The sequence below is a fragment of the Pseudomonas sp. genome, from assembly GCF_033723075.1.
Taxonomy (GTDB): Bacteria; Pseudomonadota; Gammaproteobacteria; order Pseudomonadales; family Pseudomonadaceae; genus Aquipseudomonas.
In genome coordinates this window covers 100,369-117,282 of record NZ_JAWVXU010000004.1, presented here as the reverse complement: position 1 = coordinate 117,282, position 16,914 = coordinate 100,369, and the positions used below count along the sequence as shown (strand labels likewise).

At 63.1% G+C, this 16,914-nt stretch carries 16 protein-coding genes; 6 read left to right on the top strand and 10 right to left on the bottom strand.

The genetic code is table 11. The features are described from left to right. Positions 1-78 precede the first annotated feature (78 nt). The gene (gene glpD, locus R3355_RS06520) at positions 79-1,620 is read right to left on the bottom strand and encodes a glycerol-3-phosphate dehydrogenase (protein ID WP_318960548.1); all 1,542 of its coding nucleotides are present in this window, start codon (positions 1,618-1,620) and stop codon (positions 79-81) included. A 246-nt stretch (positions 1,621-1,866) separates the two neighbouring features. Further along, positions 1,867-2,625: a DeoR/GlpR family DNA-binding transcription regulator gene (locus tag R3355_RS06515; RefSeq protein ID WP_318960547.1), complete on the bottom strand. Its 759-nt coding sequence runs from the start codon at positions 2,623-2,625 to the stop codon at positions 1,867-1,869. Positions 2,626-2,794: 169 nt separating this feature from the next. Between R3355_RS06515 and ybaK the strand changes: the two genes are divergently transcribed. Together ybaK and glpK are read left to right on the top strand one after the other, a co-directional pair. Continuing rightward, positions 2,795-3,265: a Cys-tRNA(Pro) deacylase gene (gene ybaK / locus R3355_RS06510; RefSeq protein WP_318960546.1), complete on the top strand. Its 471-nt coding sequence runs from the start codon at positions 2,795-2,797 to the stop codon at positions 3,263-3,265. A gap of 46 nt (positions 3,266-3,311) precedes the next feature. Next, entirely contained in the window at positions 3,312-4,799 is a 1,488-nt protein-coding gene (gene glpK, locus R3355_RS06505; protein WP_318960545.1) for a glycerol kinase GlpK, read from the top strand. A gap of 157 nt (positions 4,800-4,956) precedes the next feature. Here the strand turns inward: glpK and R3355_RS06500 are convergent, their stop codons facing one another. Both R3355_RS06500 and R3355_RS06495 read right to left on the bottom strand, forming a co-directional pair. Next, a complete protein-coding gene (locus R3355_RS06500) occupies positions 4,957-5,739 on the bottom strand; it encodes a type IV pili methyl-accepting chemotaxis transducer N-terminal domain-containing protein (RefSeq protein ID WP_318960544.1) in 783 nt (260 codons plus the stop codon). Between the two features lie 98 nt (positions 5,740-5,837). Continuing rightward, complete coding sequence (locus R3355_RS06495) at positions 5,838-7,067, bottom strand: alginate export family protein (RefSeq protein ID WP_318960543.1); 1,230 nt, start codon at positions 7,065-7,067, stop codon at positions 5,838-5,840. Between the two features lie 343 nt (positions 7,068-7,410). Between R3355_RS06495 and R3355_RS06490 the strand changes: the two genes are divergently transcribed. Continuing rightward, on the top strand, positions 7,411-8,229 hold the full coding sequence (locus tag R3355_RS06490) for a PhzF family phenazine biosynthesis protein (RefSeq protein WP_318960542.1): 819 nt from the start codon (positions 7,411-7,413) through the stop codon (positions 8,227-8,229). A gap of 73 nt (positions 8,230-8,302) precedes the next feature. Here the strand turns inward: R3355_RS06490 and R3355_RS06485 are convergent, their stop codons facing one another. Both R3355_RS06485 and argF read right to left on the bottom strand, forming a co-directional pair. Next, entirely contained in the window at positions 8,303-9,412 is a 1,110-nt protein-coding gene (locus R3355_RS06485) for an ABC transporter ATP-binding protein (RefSeq protein ID WP_318960541.1), read from the bottom strand. Continuing rightward, positions 9,409-10,329 carry an ornithine carbamoyltransferase gene (gene argF, locus R3355_RS06480; protein WP_318960540.1) on the bottom strand — a complete coding sequence of 307 codons (921 nt, stop codon included), beginning with the start codon at positions 10,327-10,329 and terminating at the stop codon, positions 9,409-9,411. The genes R3355_RS06485 and argF overlap by 4 nt, the downstream gene beginning before the upstream one ends. 329 nt (positions 10,330-10,658) lie before the next feature. On the opposite strand from argF, the gene R3355_RS06475 reads away from it, so the two are divergent. The 3 genes from R3355_RS06475 (at position 10,659) to grxD (ending at position 13,807) form a co-directional block, all read left to right on the top strand. Beyond that, complete coding sequence (locus tag R3355_RS06475) at positions 10,659-11,090, top strand: hypothetical protein (RefSeq protein WP_318960539.1); 432 nt, start codon at positions 10,659-10,661, stop codon at positions 11,088-11,090. 163 nt (positions 11,091-11,253) lie between these two features. Continuing rightward, on the top strand, positions 11,254-13,362 hold the full coding sequence (locus R3355_RS06470; protein ID WP_318960538.1) for a molybdopterin oxidoreductase family protein: 2,109 nt from the start codon (positions 11,254-11,256) through the stop codon (positions 13,360-13,362). 118 nt (positions 13,363-13,480) lie between these two features. Then, complete coding sequence (gene grxD / locus R3355_RS06465) at positions 13,481-13,807, top strand: Grx4 family monothiol glutaredoxin (RefSeq protein WP_318948855.1); 327 nt, start codon at positions 13,481-13,483, stop codon at positions 13,805-13,807. Positions 13,808-13,948: 141 nt separating this feature from the next. Here grxD and bfr read toward each other — a convergent pair whose 3' ends face one another. The 4 genes from bfr to pyrC form a co-directional block, all read right to left on the bottom strand. Then, a complete protein-coding gene (gene bfr, locus R3355_RS06460; RefSeq protein WP_318948856.1) occupies positions 13,949-14,419 on the bottom strand; it encodes a bacterioferritin in 471 nt (156 codons plus the stop codon). 195 nt (positions 14,420-14,614) lie between these two features. After that, positions 14,615-14,833, bottom strand: a complete 219-nt coding sequence (locus R3355_RS06455; RefSeq protein ID WP_318948857.1) for a bacterioferritin-associated ferredoxin — start codon at positions 14,831-14,833, stop codon at positions 14,615-14,617. A gap of 328 nt (positions 14,834-15,161) precedes the next feature. After that, complete coding sequence (gene rnt / locus R3355_RS06450; protein WP_318948858.1) at positions 15,162-15,839, bottom strand: ribonuclease T; 678 nt, start codon at positions 15,837-15,839, stop codon at positions 15,162-15,164. Beyond that, positions 15,836-16,882: a dihydroorotase gene (gene pyrC, locus R3355_RS06445; protein WP_318960537.1), complete on the bottom strand. Its 1,047-nt coding sequence runs from the start codon at positions 16,880-16,882 to the stop codon at positions 15,836-15,838. The genes rnt and pyrC overlap by 4 nt, the downstream gene beginning before the upstream one ends. Between the last annotated feature and the right edge of the window lie 32 nt (positions 16,883-16,914).

The following is a 16,914-nucleotide window of genomic DNA, read 5'->3' as shown; positions in this document are numbered from 1 at the left end:
CATCGGTCTTGAAAAAAGCCCCGCGTCTCGGGCGATCGGCGGGGCGAAGGGATCTGCAATCCAGGCGGCAAGAGAGAGTCAGGCCGCGTGGGCATCTTCCGGGCTGTTAGGCGATTCGATGCACAGATAACGGGTCAGCCGCGCCTGCTGTGAGGGTGTCATGAACAACCCCAGCTTGGTCCGCCGCCAGAGGATATCGGCGGCGTCCATGGCCCATTCCTCCTTGCACAGGTAATCAACTTCCCGTGCATACAAACCGCCACCCAGGTGTACGCCGAGGTCGCTCTGCTCTTGCACGCCCTCGAGCAGGACCCAGCTGCGGCTGCCGTAGCAGCTGGCCCAGCGCCGGGCGAGGGCGGTCGGCAGCCAGCCGCAGCGTGCACACAGGGCTTCGACCATGGCGCTCTGGCTTTCCAGATTTTCCGCGCCGGGAAGCAGGGCGCTGGCGGTCCAGCGCGGTTTCATCTTCGGGAAGTGCGGCGCCAAGTGCGCCAGCGCCGCTTCCGCCAGCTTGCGGTAGGTGGTCAGTTTGCCGCCGAACACCGAGAGCAGCGGCGCCTCGCCAGGTTGGCCAGACAGGGCCAGGGTGTAGTCGCGGGTGACGGCGGAGGGCTGGTCGGACTCGTCGTCGCACAGCGGGCGCACGCCGGCGTAGGTATGCAGGATATCCGTGCGCTTCAGCTGCTGCTTGAAGTGGGCGTTGACCACGCTCAGCAGGTAGTCGATTTCTTCCTCGTTGATCGCCACCTTGGCCGGGTCGCCGGTGTATTCGCGGTCGGTGGTGCCGATCAGGGTGAAGCGTTCCAGGTAGGGGATTGCGAAGACGATACGGCGGTCTTCGTTCTGCAGGATATAGGCCTGCTCACCGTCGAACAGCTTCGGCACGATGATGTGGCTGCCCTGGATCAGGCGGATGCCATAGGGGGAGACCTGCTTGAGATCGTCGCGGATAAAGCGCGCGACCCAGGGGCCGGCGGCATTGACCAGGGCGCGGGCGCGGATCGAGAACAGGCTGCCATCGGCGCGTTCCAGGTGGATATGCCACAAGCCCTTGCTGCGCCGTGCGCTGACGCAACGGGTACGAGTGTGCACATGGGCGCCCTGTTCGCGGGCGGCCATGGCGTTGAGCACCACCAGGCGGGCGTCGTCGACCCAGCAATCGGAGTATTCGAAGCCGCGGCTGATCTCGGCTTTCAGCGGGCTGCCCGCACCGAAGCGCAGGCTGCGCGAACCTGGCAGTTTCTCGCGCTTGCCCAGGTGATCGTAGAGAAACAGGCCGGCGCGAATCATCCAGGCCGGCCGCAGGTGCGGGCGGTGCGGCAGGATAAAGCGCATGGGCTTGACGATATGCGGCGCCTTGGCCAGCAGCACTTCGCGTTCGGCCAGGGCTTCGCGGACCAGGCGAAATTCGTAGTGCTCCAGGTAGCGCAGGCCGCCGTGGATCAGCTTGCTGCTGGCCGAGGAGGTGTGTTCGGCCAGGTCGTCCTTTTCGCAAAGGAATACCGACAGGTCGCGGCCGGCCGCATCGGCGGCTATGCCGACGCCATTGATGCCGCCGCCTACGACCGCCAGGTCATAGACTTCGGCGACAGGGACAATGTGGTTGGGGCGAGTAGGCATGGCGGCACCGTAAAGTCGAAAGTGAACTTAATTATGTTCAGTTTCGAAAATATGCTAGTCGAATATGCCCGGCTTCGCCAGTCCAAATACGCGAGTTCGCGCCGAGTGGTCATTGAGTCTGCGAATGGAGGCAGCAGGTGCCAGAGGCTGTGAAAATCTCGAGCGCTGTCGCGAGGCCGTCTCCAGGCGTCAGCAGCGGGCGTCTGGAGGCGGTCGCAGTAGGCGAGAGTTTTCTCACAAGCGCTCTCAGACCAGATTCAGGTGAACCTTGTGCTCGGCGAGCAGCTGGTTGATTGCTGCTGAAGGTGCTGCGTCGGTGAACACGCGGTCGACCAGAGTGATCGAGCCCAGGCGCACCACGGCGTTGCGGCCGAACTTGCTCGAGTCGGCGGCGAGTAGAACCTGGCGGGCATTGTCGATGATCGCCTGGGACACCCGTACTTCCTGGTAATCGAAGTCGAGCAGGCTGCCGTCCTCGTCGATGCCGCTGATGCCGACCAGGGCGAAGTCGACCTTGAACTGCTGAATGAAATCCACCGTCGACTGGCCGACGATGCCACCGTCGCTACGTACCGTGCCGCCGGCCACCAACACCTCGAAATCGGCCTTGGCGCTGAGCTGAGCGGCGACGTGCAGGTTGTTGGTGATGATCTTCAAGCCCTTGCGCTTGAGCAGTTCGCGGGCAATCGCTTCGGTGGTGGTGCCGATATTAATGAACAGCGAGGCGTGGTCGGGAATGTGCGCGGCGATGGCTTCGGCGATGCGCTGCTTCTCCTCGCGCATTTGCCCGGCGCGCATGGCGTAGGCGGTGTTCTGGGTGCTCGAGGCTTCGCTCGCCGCACCGCCATGGGTGCGCCGCAGCAGGCCCTGCTCGGCCAGCTGGTTGATGTCGCGGCGGATGGTCTGCGGGGTGACGGCAAAGGCCTGGGCCAGTTCGTCGATGCTGACGTAGCCGCGTTCGCGGGCGAGGTTGAGGATGTCATGTTGGCGCGGCGCCAGGGTCATGGGGCGATCCTTGTGTTGTTCGGCAGTATAGGCTGTCGTTGAAGAAATTTTATGGCCTGCCATCCATGGCGGCCACCCTCGGGCCGTCGCTGCGCGACGTTAAAAACTGCTCCTGGCAGTTTTTTCGGCTAAGGTACGCAGACTTCATCAATTGTTTTCACATTCGAACATGACTCCCGCTATCGATCTACTGAAAAAGCATAAGGCTGCGCATCGGGTGCACAGTTACAGCCATGATCCCAAGGCCGCTTCCTATGGCCTGGAGGCGGCGGAAAAACTCGACCTCGAGCCGGCCCGGGTGTTCAAGACCCTGCTCGCGGCCAGCGAAAAAGGCGAATTGCTGGTGGCGGTGGTGCCGGTGGCTGGCAGCCTCGACCTGAAGGCCCTGGCCTTGGCCGCCGGGGTGAAGAAGGTCGACATGGCCGACCCGGCTGCGGCGCAACGTGCCACCGGCTATCTGCTCGGCGGCATCAGCCCGCTGGGGCAGAAGAAGCGTCTGCGCACCTTTATCGACGCATCGGCGCAGCAGTATCCGAGCATCTTCGTCAGCGCCGGGCGGCGCGGGCTGGAGGTAGAACTGGCGGCCGCGACCCTGGCGCAGTTCACCCAGGCCGGTTTCGCCGCCATCGGCCGGCAATGAGCCGCCCGACCGTCTGATCCCTACGCATAACAACAAGGAAATCCGCATGTCCGACTACCTGCTCGCGATCGACCAAGGCACCACCAGCAGCCGCGCCATCGTCTTCAATGCCCAGGGCCAGCCGCTGGCGCGTGCGCAGCAGGAGTTCAAGCAGTACTTCCCGCAGGACGGCTGGGTCGAGCACGACGGCGAGGAAATCTGGCAGAGCACCCTTGAGGTCTGCCGTGCGGCGCTCAAGCAGGGCGGTCTGGACGCCAGCCAGATCACTGCCATTGGCATCACCAACCAGCGCGAGACCACCCTGGTGTGGGACGCCGCGACCGGCATCCCGATTCATCCGGCCATCGTCTGGCAGGACCGGCGGACCGCCGACTACTGTGCCGGGCTCAAGGCCGCCGGCCACGAGGCGACAGTGGCGGCCAATACCGGCCTGCTGATCGACCCCTATTTCTCCGGCACCAAGTTGCGCTGGATCCTCGATAACGTGGCCGGTGCGCGGGCGCGGGCCGAGCGTGGCGAACTGCGTTTCGGCACCGTGGACAGCTTCCTGCTGTGGCGCCTGACCGGCGGCAAGTCGCACAAGACCGATGCGACCAATGCCTCGCGCACCCTGCTGTTCAATATCCATACCCAGCAGTGGGATGCAGAAATGCTGGCGTTGCTGGAGATTCCGGCCAGCATGCTGCCCGAGGTGCTGGACTGCGCTGCCGACTTCGGCGTCATCGAGGCCGAGCTGCTCGGCGCGCCGATTCCGGTGCTGGGCATGGCCGGTGACCAGCAGGCCGCGCTGATCGGCCAGGCCTGTTTCCAGCCGGGCATGGTCAAGAGCACCTACGGTACCGGCTGCTTCATGATCCAGAACACCGGTGCCACTCCGGTGGCCTCGAAAAACCGCTTGCTCACCACCGTTGGTTACCGCCTGGACGGCAAGGTCACCTATGCGGTGGAGGGCAGCATCTTCGTCGCCGGTGCGGCGGTGCAGTGGTTGCGCGACGGCATCAAGCTGATCAGCCATGCGCGCGATAGCGAGGCTCTGGCCGAACAGACCGGTGATGCCTGCGGGGTCTACCTGGTGCCGGCGTTTACCGGTCTGGGCGCGCCTTACTGGGATCCGAAGGCGCGCGGCGCGATCTTTGGCCTGACCCGCGATACCGGGATCAAGGAGATCGTCACCGCCGGTCTGCAGTCGGTCTGCTACCAGACCCGTGACCTGCTCGAGGCCATGCGCCAGGACGGCGCCGCCGAGCCCAGTGCGCTGCGGGTGGATGGCGGCATGGTGGAGAACAACTGGGTCATGCAGTTTCTCGCCGACATTCTCGGCGTGCCTGTCGAACGCCCCGAGGTCACCGAAACCACCGCCCTCGGCGTGGCCTACCTGGCCGGGCTCAGGGCGGGCGTCTATCGCGACCTCGACGAGATCGCCGGACATTGGCAGCGCCAGCAGCGCTTCGATCCGCGGATGAGTGCGGAGCACCGCAGCAAGCTGTACCACGGCTGGCTGGATGCCGTGCAGCGGGTGCGCAGCGAGGGTTAGATGCGGTGAAAAAACTCTCGTCTGCTGCGGCCGCCAACCAGCGATATAACGTCAGAGCCGGGCGCCACTGCAGGGTGCGCCGCGCGCAGCAATAGGTAGGCTCCGTTGGTCGAAGGTGGTGCGCATGGCGCACCCTACCGGGTTGAGCGGGTACGCCTCAGGAACCCGCCAGCATCACCCCTTCATACTGGCTGGTCAGCTCATTCATCTGCCACAGCAGGGTCTCGCTGGTGGTGGCGATCACCGTGGGTACGAAGCGCGAGTCGGCGGAGAGGTTGAAGCCGGCGCGGGTGAAACGCCACTGGGCCTCGGCTTGCTGCAGGCCCTTGACGATGGCCGGGGTGTTCTGCCGGGCCTGCTGCAGTTCCTGCAGGGCCTGGTCGAATTCATCCACCGCCTGATTGAAAGCCTGCTCCAGGCCGGCGACCGGCAGGCGCCAGCTCATGGCCAGGTAGAGTTTGGCGATGCGCTGGCTGAGCATGCGCTGGCGGCCGCTGCGGTTGACCAGGCGGGCGCTTTGCCCGCCGCTGTGGCGTTCGAGCAGTTGCACCACCTGCTCGCTCTGCGCGAGCAGTCGGTCGCTGAGTTCCAAGATGACCAGCGCCTGCTGTTTGTCCGGGCGTGACAGTGCCAGTTCGCGGTAGCGTTGCCAGGTTTGGCCTACGTCGGTCAGGGCGGTGCGAATCTGTGCGGTGGGTGCGTATTCGCCGAGAGCCAGGTAGTTGCTCTCGAATTTGGCGATGCTCTGGTCGAGCTGCTGTTCGGCCTGATCCGGACGAATCTCGGCGCCGATCATCAGGTAGGTCTTGGCGATGCGCTGGCTGAGCATGCGCTGCATGCCGGACAGGTTCATCGCTTCGGCGGCATTGATGGCCGCCCAACTGGGCGGGCTGAGCAGGGCAAGGCCGAACAGCAGGCCGGCAATAATCGGTTTGAGCATGGGCAAGTCTCCTAGAGGACCGCGGCGGCAGCCGCCGCGGGCACAACGGAAAAGCCGTCGCACAGCGGGGGCTGGCCCCGCTGTGCGACGGCAGGCCGTCAGTAGCTGTATTGCAGTTGCACCCAGAGCTTGTCGGTATCCACGGCGAAGTCGTCGGCATCGTAGCCGGCGTACTTGACCAGGCCGACCAGGCCCTTCACGCCTGGAATCGCATGGGCGTAGGAGACATCGATCTCCGAACCGTAGTGGCTGCTGCCCCGCTCGGCGCGGAAGTCGTGGTACCAGGCTGCCAGGTTGCCGCCGAACAGCGCCGTGCTGGCGCCGATGTAGATGTCTTCGACGCCGTCGGCCGGGGTCAGCAGGAAGATGTCGGCCCAACCCTGGAAGGCGTGCTTGGTCGCCAGCGGCGTCTGGAAGGCGCGGTTGCCCGGCCCCGAGTCGCCGCCGAGGACTTCGTAGCCGCCTTTCAGTGCCACACCCTTGAGCGTGTAACCCAACTCGGCCAGGTAATAGTCGCTGTCCAGATCCTGTGGGTTGTCGGCGTAGTCGCTCTGCTTGGCATATTCCAGGGCGTAGCTGACGCCCGAGATGGCGCCATTGAGGCGCACGCCGCTGGTCTTGCTCGACTGGCCGCCGCCGGCCAGGTTGTCCAGGCCGAGGCGGTACTGGTAGGCGGTGGCAGTCAGCTCGGGCATGACCACGTACTGGGCATTCAGCAGGTGGCTGTGGCCTTCGATATTGGCCTGGTTGCCCGCGGCGTCGAAGCGGCCGTTGCCGGGGCCGAAGATGCTGTTGATGTTGTCGATGTAGGCGTAGGTCAGGGTCAGGCCATCCAGCGGCTTGAGCTGGCCGAGCACGCCGTCATAGGTCTGCTCGTTCTGCCGCCAGGCCACGCCGCCGACGAAGCGCTGATTGTCCAGGTTGATGCGCTGGCGACCGACGACCGCGTTGCCCAGGCTGTGGTCATAGCGCAGCAGGGCCTGGTTGATTTCGCTGCCGTCCGGGTCGGCGACTACGGAAAAGTCGCTCTGGCCGTTGCGCAGGCTGTTGTAGCTGGCGTCGCCGATGCGGCTGACGTTGTCCGCCTCGATCAGGGCGGAGAGGCCGTACCACTTGCCGCTCTGGAAGCCGACGCGGGTGCGCAGGGTCTGGGCGTTGGCGTTGTTCAGCGCGTTGTCCTGGTCGACGTGTTCGTAGCGGTAGCGCAGGTCGAGGATCGGCTTGCCTTCGGTGATCAGCGTGCTCAGCGGTTGGCTGGCGAAAGCGGCGTGACTGAAGGTGCTGCTGGCGATGGCCAGGGACAAGAGGGAGAGGGTTATCGGGCGCATGGCATGCTTCCTATATGGGCCAAAATCGCAAAAAAAAACGTCACAGTGCCCGCAGCTCGAAGATGAGCGGGGTACCGTGACGTCGTTGTCGGATGTGTGGCAGACACGCCGTTGTGCTGACCGGGGCTGGTCATAGCAGGTGGCGTGCCAGAATCTGCAAGTATCTGATTTATAGAGTTTTAATGGTTTTTTTTAGAACATTTTGCGATTGATCCGTGCACCGTGCTCGCTCGCGGCGCCTTGAGACAGTGCAGCTGTAATGCCTTTATTGCGGGCGACTGTAGCGGGTGCAAGGCGGGTGGACGCGGCAAGCTGGGACTTATTACTCAGAGGATTGGCCGCCATGCAACTCGACTTTCACCAGATCGACGCCTTCACCAGTCGCCCTTTTGCCGGCAACCCGGCCATGGTCTATCGCCTGGACAGCTGGCTCAGCGACACGCTGATGCAGCAGATCGCCGCCGAACACAATCTGGCGGAAACGGCTTTCCTGGTGAAAGAGGGCGCGGTCTGGCATATCCGCTGGTTCACTCCGCGCGCCGAGGTGCCCTTGTGCGGACATGCCACCCTGGCCAGTGCCCATGTGCTGTTCGAGCAATACGGCGAGCCCGGCGAGGCGCTCGATTTCACCTGCCAGTCGGGCGCGCTGCGGGTGACCCGTGAAGGCGCACGGCTGGTATTGGATTTTCCCGTACGTGCGGTCGAGCGCTGGGACTCGCAGGGTGCGGTCGCGCGTGCTTTTGGCATGCAACCCCAGGAGGTATGGGCGCTATATGGTCGGGAGGGAATTCAGGAGCTGTTGGCGGTATTGCCGAGCGAAGCCGCCGTGCGCGCGTTCCAGCCGAATCTGCCGGCCCTGGCCGAGTTACCTGGCCTGGGTGTGCTGATCACGGCGCCAGGCGAGCGGCATGATTTCGTCTCGCGCTACTTCGCCCCGGCAATCGGCATCGATGAAGACCCGGTCACCGGCTCGACCCACTGTATGCTCACGCCCTATTGGGCCGAGCGTTTGGGCAAGACCGAGTTGAGCGCCTACCAGTGCTCGGCCCGTGGCGGAGAGTTGCACTGCCGGCTTGAGGGGGGGCGAGTCAAGATCGCCGGTCAGGCGGTATTGGTGGCCAGCGGCCGGTTGTGTCTGAGCGAGGATGTCGGGCAGGGCTAAATACCGGAGCCAGCGGCATTGGCGCGCACGGTGTTCAGCCTGGGTGCTGCACGCAATGCGTGAGGTTGAACAGTCAGCTGGCGCTGCTGTAGCGGCGCACGCCGGAATCACCGAGGTTGACCTGGGCGGCGATGCTGCCGGGGGCGGGGAACACCACTAGGTGATCGGCCGCCACGCGGATGCCAACGTGTTCGCCTGGGCGGTGGTCGGCATGGCTGGGGAACAGCGACTCCAGCAGGCTGCCGGTGGCCAGTTGCAGGCGATACAGGGTGGCTGCGCCAAGGAAGGTCTTGCCGACGATCAGTGCTTTCAGCTCGCTGTCGGGGTCGTAGACGATGTCGTCCGGGCGCAGCAGTACATCCACCGCGCTACCGCTCGCCCAGGTATAGGCGCGGTTGCCGCGAATCAGGCCCAGCTCGGTCTGCACCGTGTCGGGGCTGAGCAGCTGGCCGCGGATGAAGTAGCCCTGGCCGATAAAGCTGGCGACGAAGGGGGTCAGCGGCTCGTGGTAGAGGTTGAAGGGCGTGTCCCACTGCTCCAGCTTGCCGTCTTTGAACACCCCGACATGATCGCTGACGGCGAAGGCTTCCTCCTGATCATGGGTGACCAGGATGGCGCTGGTGCCGCGGGTCTTGAGGATGTCGCGGACCTCGTGGCTCAGGCGCCTGCGCAACTCGCCATCGAGGTTGGAAAAGGGTTCGTCGAGCAGCAGCAGGCGCGGTTCCGGGGCCAGTGCGCGGGCCAGGGCCACACGCTGTTGCTGGCCACCGGACAGTTCATGCGGGTAGCGCTTGCTCAGATGACTGAGTTTGACCAGCTCCAGCAACTCGCCGGTGATGTGTTCGCAGTTGGCCTGCTGGCGAATGCCGAAGGCGACGTTTTCCGCCACGCTCAGGTGCGGGAACAGCGCATAGTCCTGGAACACCATGCCGATCCGGCGCTTTTCCGGCGCCAGGGTGAAACCGGCGCGGGAGATTACCTCATCGGCCAGCTGGATCTCGCCTTCGAGCACCGGCTCGAAACCGGCGATGGCGCGCAGGGTAGTGGTCTTGCCACAGCCTGAGGGGCCGAGCAGGCAGCCAATGTCCCCAGCGTTGAGGTGCAGGTGGAGGTTCTGCACCACCTTGTGTTCGGGGTAGCCGCAGCTCAGGCCATGCAGGTTCAGTAGCAGGGGTTGGCTCATGCGTGGTGGTACGCCGGCTCGACCAGGAACTCGAGCAGGGCCTTCTGCACATGCAGGCGGTTTTCCGCCTGGTCCCAGGCCGCCGAGCGCGGGTCGTCGAGCAGATCCTCGCTGATCTCCTCACCGCGATGCGCCGGCAGGCAGTGCAGGAACAGCACGTTCTCGGCGGCGGCATCGAGCAGGGCACGGTTGACCTGATAGGGGGTGAACAACTTCAAGCGTTCGGCGATTTCCTCTTCCTGGCCCATCGAGGCCCAGACATCGGTACTCACCAGGTGTGCACCTGCTACGGCTTCGCGCGGGTCGCGGAAGATCGCTACGCGATCCCCGGCCTCAGCCAGGAAATCGGGGTTCGGCTCGTAGCCCTCGGGGCAGGCCACGCGCAGCTGGAAGTCGAATTGTTGCGCGGCTTCTATATAGGAGTTGCACATGTTGTTGCCATCGCCGATCCAGGCCACGGTCTTGCCCTTGATGCTGCCGCGCTGCTCGTGGAAGGTCTGCATGTCGGCCAGCAGCTGGCAGGGGTGCAGGTCGTCGGACAGGCCGTTGATCACCGGCACTCGCGAGCTCGCGGCGAACTCGGTCAGGGTACTGTGGGCGAAGGTGCGGATCATCACCGCATCGAGCATGCGCGACATGACGATGGCGGCATCGCCGATCGGTTCGCCGCGGCCGAGCTGAGTGTCGCGTGGCGAGAGGAATATCGCCTGGCCGCCCAGTTGGATCATGCCCGCCTCGAACGACAGGCGGGTACGGGTCGAAGCCTTCTCGAAGATCATTCCCAGCACGCGGTTCTTCAGCGGCTCGAACAGTACGCCACGGTTGCGCAAGTCCTTCAGCTCGATGCCGCGGCGGATCAGGCTCACCAGTTCTTGCGGTGTGCAGTCCTTCAGCGAGAGAAAGTGTCTTGCGCTCATGGTTAACTACCTTTTGACAACAGGGCGCAGGTTCAATAGCCGGATATACAGAGAAAATGGCAGAACCTGCGGCTGGGAGCCGCACAGTGCGACGAAACGGGGAAGGCGCGATCTTATAAGGAAATGCCGAGCAGGCGCAAACTGTCCAGTCGTTCACAGTTTGAGGGGGGTCGTGTAAGCCATTGCCTATATCCGTGTGCGAGATGTCATAAAACCGTCATCTGCGCTTGCTCACTCCAGACCGGGCTTCTAGGATGCCCGCGCCTTTTCGGGCAATGCATTGCCCCCGCAATGGGGTATCCATGGAATGTTATGCAAAGGAGTTTTGCATGAAACGCATCGCAACTATCGCCACTATCTCCGCGTTCGCCCTGTTGACTGGCTGTGCCAGCCAGAACGTTAGTCAGCCAGCTGTGCCGTTGAACGGTACCGTTCAGACTAACCTCAAGGCCGACGTGAAAGTGGGCGAAACCATCTCCGGTGAGTCTTCGGTGAACATCCTGTTCAACGTGTTCAAGCTGGGTGGCGATACCCAGTTCGCCGATGGCGTTACCTACGGTGGTAGCGAAGGTGGTTTTGCGCTGGGTATCGACCCAGTGGCATCCGCCAAATCCGCCGCTGCTTACAAGGCAGTTACGGCCTCGGGTGCCGACGTGATCGTCGCCCCGCGTTATGAAGTGAACGTTCAAGATTACTTCGTATACAAGACCGTGCACGTCAAAGTAACCGGCAACAAAGGCACCGTGACTGCAATTCGCTAAGAATTGCCGCTACTGAGAGCCTTCAGGCTCTCCGCCTGAATCGGCCGGCATGATGCCGGCCGATTCATAAGACGAACGCTACTGGCACAGCCCCTCGCCAGTCTCCATAGTCATGTTCGTACCGACCATTGCGGTCGTTCGAACAAGAATATGAGGCCAGGCCATGACCAAGACCCTCCATCACCGTGCGTGCCATCTGTGCGAGGCCATCTGCGGCCTGACCATCGAAACAGAAACCCAGAAAGACGGCTCGACCCAGATCCGCTCGATCAAGGGCGATGCCCAGGACAGCTTCAGCCGCGGCCATATCTGCCCCAAGGCGGTGGCCCTGCAGGATATTCAGAACGACCCTGACCGTTTGCGTCAGCCCATGCGCCGGGTTGGCAGCGAGTGGCAGGCGATCGCGTGGGATGAAGCCTTTGCCCTGGTTGCCGAGCGTCTCGGCGATATCCAGGCGCGGCATGGCGCCAATGCCGTGGCCAGCTACCAAGGCAATCCCAGCGTGCATAACTATGGGCTGCTGACCCACAGCAACTATTTCCTTGGTCTGCTGAAAACCCGCAGTCGCTTCTCCGCCACCTCGGTGGATCAACTGCCCCATCACCTGGTCAGTTTGCAGATGTACGGCCACGGTTTCCTGCTGCCGATCTGCGATATCGACCACACCGACTTCATGCTGATCCTCGGCGGCAATCCTTTGGCCTCCAACGGCAGCATCATGACCGTGCCAGATGTTGAGAAACGTCTGAAGGCGATCAAGGCGCGCGGCGGCAAAGTCGTGGTGGTCGACCCGCGCCGCAGTGAAACCGCAGCGATTGCCGATCAGCATGTGTTCGTGCGTCCGGGCGAGGATGCCGCGCTGCTGTTCGGCCTGCTCAATACCCTGTTCGAGGAAGGCCTGACGCGTACCAGCCATCTGCCGGTCACCGGGCTGGACGAGGCCCGTGCAGCCATCGCCGGCTTTACCGCCGAAGCCATGAGCGCGCGTTGCGGTGTGCCGGCCGATATCATTCGCCAGTTGGCCCGCGACTTCGCCGCGGCGGACAAGGCGGTGTGCTACGGCCGCATGGGGGTGTCCACCCAGGCCTTCGGCACGCTGTGCCATTGGCTGATCCAGTTGATTAATCTGGTCACCGGCAACCTCGACCGCGAAGGCGGGGCGCTGTGCACCGAGGCCGCCATCGACCTGACCACCGGCAGTTCCGGCACCCACTTCGACCGCTGGCGCAGTCGCGTTTCCGGACTGCCGGAATATAGCGGCGAACTGCCGGTGGCGGCCCTGGCCGAAGAAATGCTGACCCCAGGCGAGGGGCAGATCCGCGCCCTGGTCACGGTCGCCGGTAACCCGGTGCTCTCGACCCCCAACGGCCGCCAGCTGGAACAGGCGCTGGACGGCCTGGAGTTCATGCTCAGCATCGACACCTATATTAACGAGACCACCCGTTACGCCGACCTGATCCTGCCGCCCACCGGGCCGCTGGAGCATGATCACTACGACATGACCTTCAACAGCTTCGCCGTGCGCAACGTCGCCCGCTTCAACCTGCCGGTGCTGGAAAAGCCGGCCGGTACCCTGCACGACTGGGAAATCTTCGTCGGCCTGGCCAGGGCCTTCGCCGGCAAGCTCGGCGTCGAGCTGAAGCCGACCATGGAACCGGCGAAAATTATCGACATGGGGCTGCGTGCGGGCCGCTATGGCGATAAGTCCGAGCATCAGCTGTCCCTGGCCACGCTGCTGGACTATCCCCACGGTATCGATCTGGGGGCGCTCAAACCCAGCCTGGCGGCACGCTTGCGCACCCCGGACCAGCAAGTCCAGGCCGCACCGGCCTTGCTCTTGAGCGATCTGCCGCGCTTCGCTGCGCAGCCGCTGCCCGAGGCCGACCAGCTGCTGCTGATCGGTCGTCGCCATGTGCGCAGCAACAACTCCTGGATGCACAATTACCACCGCCTGGTGAAAGGCAAGCCGCGCCATCAACTGTTGATGAATCCGGCGGATCTGCACCAGCGCGGCTTGGCCGACGGCCAGTTGGTCAGCGTGCGTTCGCGGGTCGGCGCCATCGACGTGGAGGTCGCCGCCAGCGACGAGATGATGCCCGGTGTGGTCAGTCTGCCCCACGGTTGGGGTCATGCACGTCCCGGCGTACAATTGGCCATAGCCAGCGCGCAACCCGGTGCCAGCGCCAACGACCTGACCGATGAGCGCCAGCTCGATGCCTTGTCCGGCAATGCCGCGCTCAATGGCGTGCCGGTCGAGGTCTGTGCCGCCTGACGCCGTAGCCACTCGGCGGAGTCGGTTGAGCCAAGGCCGAGCATTGCGCTCGGCTTTTCGCTACAATGCCGCCACCGTGCCGACCCGTGAGTCGGGAAGTTTAGACCTGAGGTGCCCCATGGATATCATCGAAACCATCAAAGAGCAGATCGCCAACAACACCGTTCTGCTGTACATGAAAGGCTCGCCGAACGCGCCGCAGTGCGGTTTTTCCTCCAAAGCTGCGCAGGCGGTAATGGCTTGTGGCGAGAAATTCGCCTATGTCGACATCCTGCAGAACCCGGAAATCCGCGCCAATCTGCCGAAGTACGGCAACTGGCCGACCTTCCCGCAGCTCTGGGTTGGCGGCGAACTGGTCGGCGGCAGCGACATCGTCGCCGAGATGTTCGAGAAGGGCGAGTTGCAGACCCTGATCAAGAGTGCCGCGCAGAAAGCTGACGCCTGAGTCGGCAGCCGCCAACGAAAACCCCGCCGCGGCGGGGTTTTTTGTACGTGTGCCAAATAGCGGCATAGCAACGCCCGGGGGCGTTGCCGGTCAAATAAAAACGGGAGCCGCTGGGCTCCCGTTTTGATGCTGACTAAAACCCTAATCGTCCATCTGCGACTGCAGGTAGTTTTGCAGGCCGACTTTCTCGAGCAGGCTGAGTTGGGTTTCCAGCCAGTCGATATGGTCCTCTTCCGAACAGAGGATTTCTTCCAGCAGTTCGCGGCTGGCGTAGTCGCCAACGCTTTCGCAGTAGGCAATCGCTGCCTTCAGGTCGATATGCGCCTTGTGCTCGATTTTCAGGTCGCACTCGAGCATTTCCTTGGTGCTTTCACCGATCAGGATCTTGCCGAGGTCCTGCACGTTCGGCAGGCCTTCGAGAAACAGGATGCGCTTGATCAGCTTGTCCGCATGCTTCATCTCGTCGATGGATTCGTGGTATTCGTGCTCGCCGAGTTTTTTCAGGCCCCAGTCATCGTACATCCGTGCATGCAGGAAGTACTGGTTGATTGCGACCAGCTCGTTACCGAGAACCTTGTTCAGATGCTGGATGACTTTCTTATCGCCTTTCATGTCCGGGCTGCCTTGCTGGGATAGGTGACGTAAAATTCTGGGCCCATGAAGCCTGTCTGTCAAACCTAAGTAATTGAAAGTCAAGTAAAAATAAGTGCGAATGAGAATGCTTGAGTTCCGCAGCTTGCGCCTAATTACTTGAATTACAGGCATAAAAAACCGGGCTCAGAGCCCGGCTGTGTACTGCGCTGAAACTCAGGCGGTAACAAAGCTGGCGGGGTAGGCCAAGCCCGTCTGGCTGCTTTGCACTTCGCTCAGGGTTTCGCGTACCACTTGTTTGGCCAGGCAGGCACATTTGCCGCATTGGCTGGCGACGCCGAGGGTCGTGCGGACATCACGGTAGCTGCAGCAACCTTCAAAGATTGCATCACGGATCTGGCCGTCGGTGACACCTTCGCAGAGGCAGACGTACATAGAATAAGACTCGTCGCAGGGCAGTGGTTGGTTGCGTTCGATGCTAATGCTAATGAGAATGCTTGTCAAAACTCTATTCCGCGCTGGCGACCGAAATCGAGTGCAACGGATGAACGGTCGAGGCGGGGTGGGCCAAGTACCTGACCGAGTACGCCGCCAGCCTGCAAGGCTTACGCGACGTTCAAAAAAACCGGCTATCTGCCGGTTTTTTTGTGCCTGAGTCTCATCAATGTAGGAACGGACCATAGCCGCGAGGCTCAGTGTCTGGTACAGCCGTTCGCGGGCATGGCCCAGGAGGCCCCGCCACTCCTGCGAATGAATGCAGGCTTCAGTCGTCGAAGTCGTGCCAGCCGCCCATTTCCTTCCAGCGGTTGACGATGCCGCAAAACAGTTCGGCGGTTTTTTCGGTGTCGTAGCGTGCCGAGTGGGCTTCGCGGCCATCGAACTCGATGCCGGCAGCCTGGCAGGCTTTGGCCAGCACGGTCTGACCGTAGGCGAGGCCGGCGAGGGTAGCGGTGTCGAAGCTGGAGAAGGGGTGGAAGGGGTTGCGCTTGAGGTCGCAGCGCATCACGGCGGCATTGAGGAAACCAAGGTCGAAGCTGCTGTTGTGCCCCACCAGGATCGCCCGCTTGCAGCCGTTGGCTTTCAGCGACTTGCGCAGGCTGCGGAAGATCTCGGTCAGCGCGTGCTCTTCGCTGACCGCCATGCGCAGCGGGTGATCGAGCTTGATCCCGGTGAAGTCCAGGGCCGCCTGTTCGATATTGGCGCCGGCGAAGGGCTCGACGCGGAAGAACAGGGTGTGCTCGGGGTAGAGGAAGCCGCCTTCATCCATGCCGATGGTGGTGGCGGCGATTTCCAGCAGGGCATCGGTGGCGCAGTTGAAACCACCGGTTTCCACGTCCACCACGACCGGCAGGTAGCCGCGAAAGCGTTCCGCCATCGGATGGCGCGAGCCGCTGCCGGTGTTCGGGTGATCCAGCTCGGTGTCGAAATGTTCGCCGCTCACGCGTTGTTCTCCAGCAGGCGCCAGCGCAGTTTTTCACCGGCGCGCAGCGGGATTACGGTTTGATCGCCCAGCGGTAACTCGCCAGGCACGACCCAGTCTTGACGAACCAGGGTGATGGTCTCGCTGTTGCGCGGCAGGCCGTAGAAGTCGGGGCCAAACTGGCTGGCGAAGGCTTCGAGCTTGTCCAGCGCATTGCGCTGCTCGAACGCCTCAGCATACAGCTCGAGGGCGGCATAGGCGCTGTAGCAACCGGCACAGCCGCAGGCCGCTTCCTTGGCGTGTCTGGCATGCGGCGCCGAGTCGGTACCGAGGAAGAACTTGGCGCTGCCGCTGGTGGCGGCGTCGAGCAGGGCTTCCTGGTGCAGGTTGCGCTTGAGGATCGGCAGGCAGTAGAAGTGCGGGCGGATGCCGCCGACCAGCATGTGGTTGCGGTTGTACAGCAGGTGGTGGGCGGTGATGGTCGCGCCGACGTTGGCCGGTGCGGCATTGACGAATTCGACCGCGTCACGGGTGGTGATGTGCTCGAACACCACCTTGAGGGTCGGGAAGCGCTCGACCACCCGGCTCAGTTGCTCGTCGATAAAGTACTTTTCACGGTCGAAGACATCGATCTCGCTGCGCGTTACTTCACCGTGGACCAGCAGCGGCAAGCCGACTTCGGCCATGGCCTCGAGGGTCGGGAAGATCTTGTCGATGCTGGTCACGCCGGAATCGGAATTGGTGGTGGCGCCGGCCGGGTAGAGTTTGGCGGCATGCACAAAGCCCGAGGCCTTGGCAGCGCGCACATCGGCCGGGCTGCTCAGGTCGGTGAGATAAAGCACCATCAGGGGTTCGAAACGACTGCCAGCTGGGCGTGCGGCGAGAATCCGCTGGCGGTAGGCATCGGCCTCGCTGGTATTGCGTACCGGCGGCACCAGATTGGGCATGATGATGGCGCGGGCGAAGGTCCGGGCGGCGTCGGCGACTGTGTGCGGCAGCACGGCGCCATCGCGCAGGTGAATATGCCAGTCGTCGGGACGCAGCAAAGTGAGGCGGTCGGTCATGGAGGTTTCCAGGCGGGCATTACGTGCCGGGA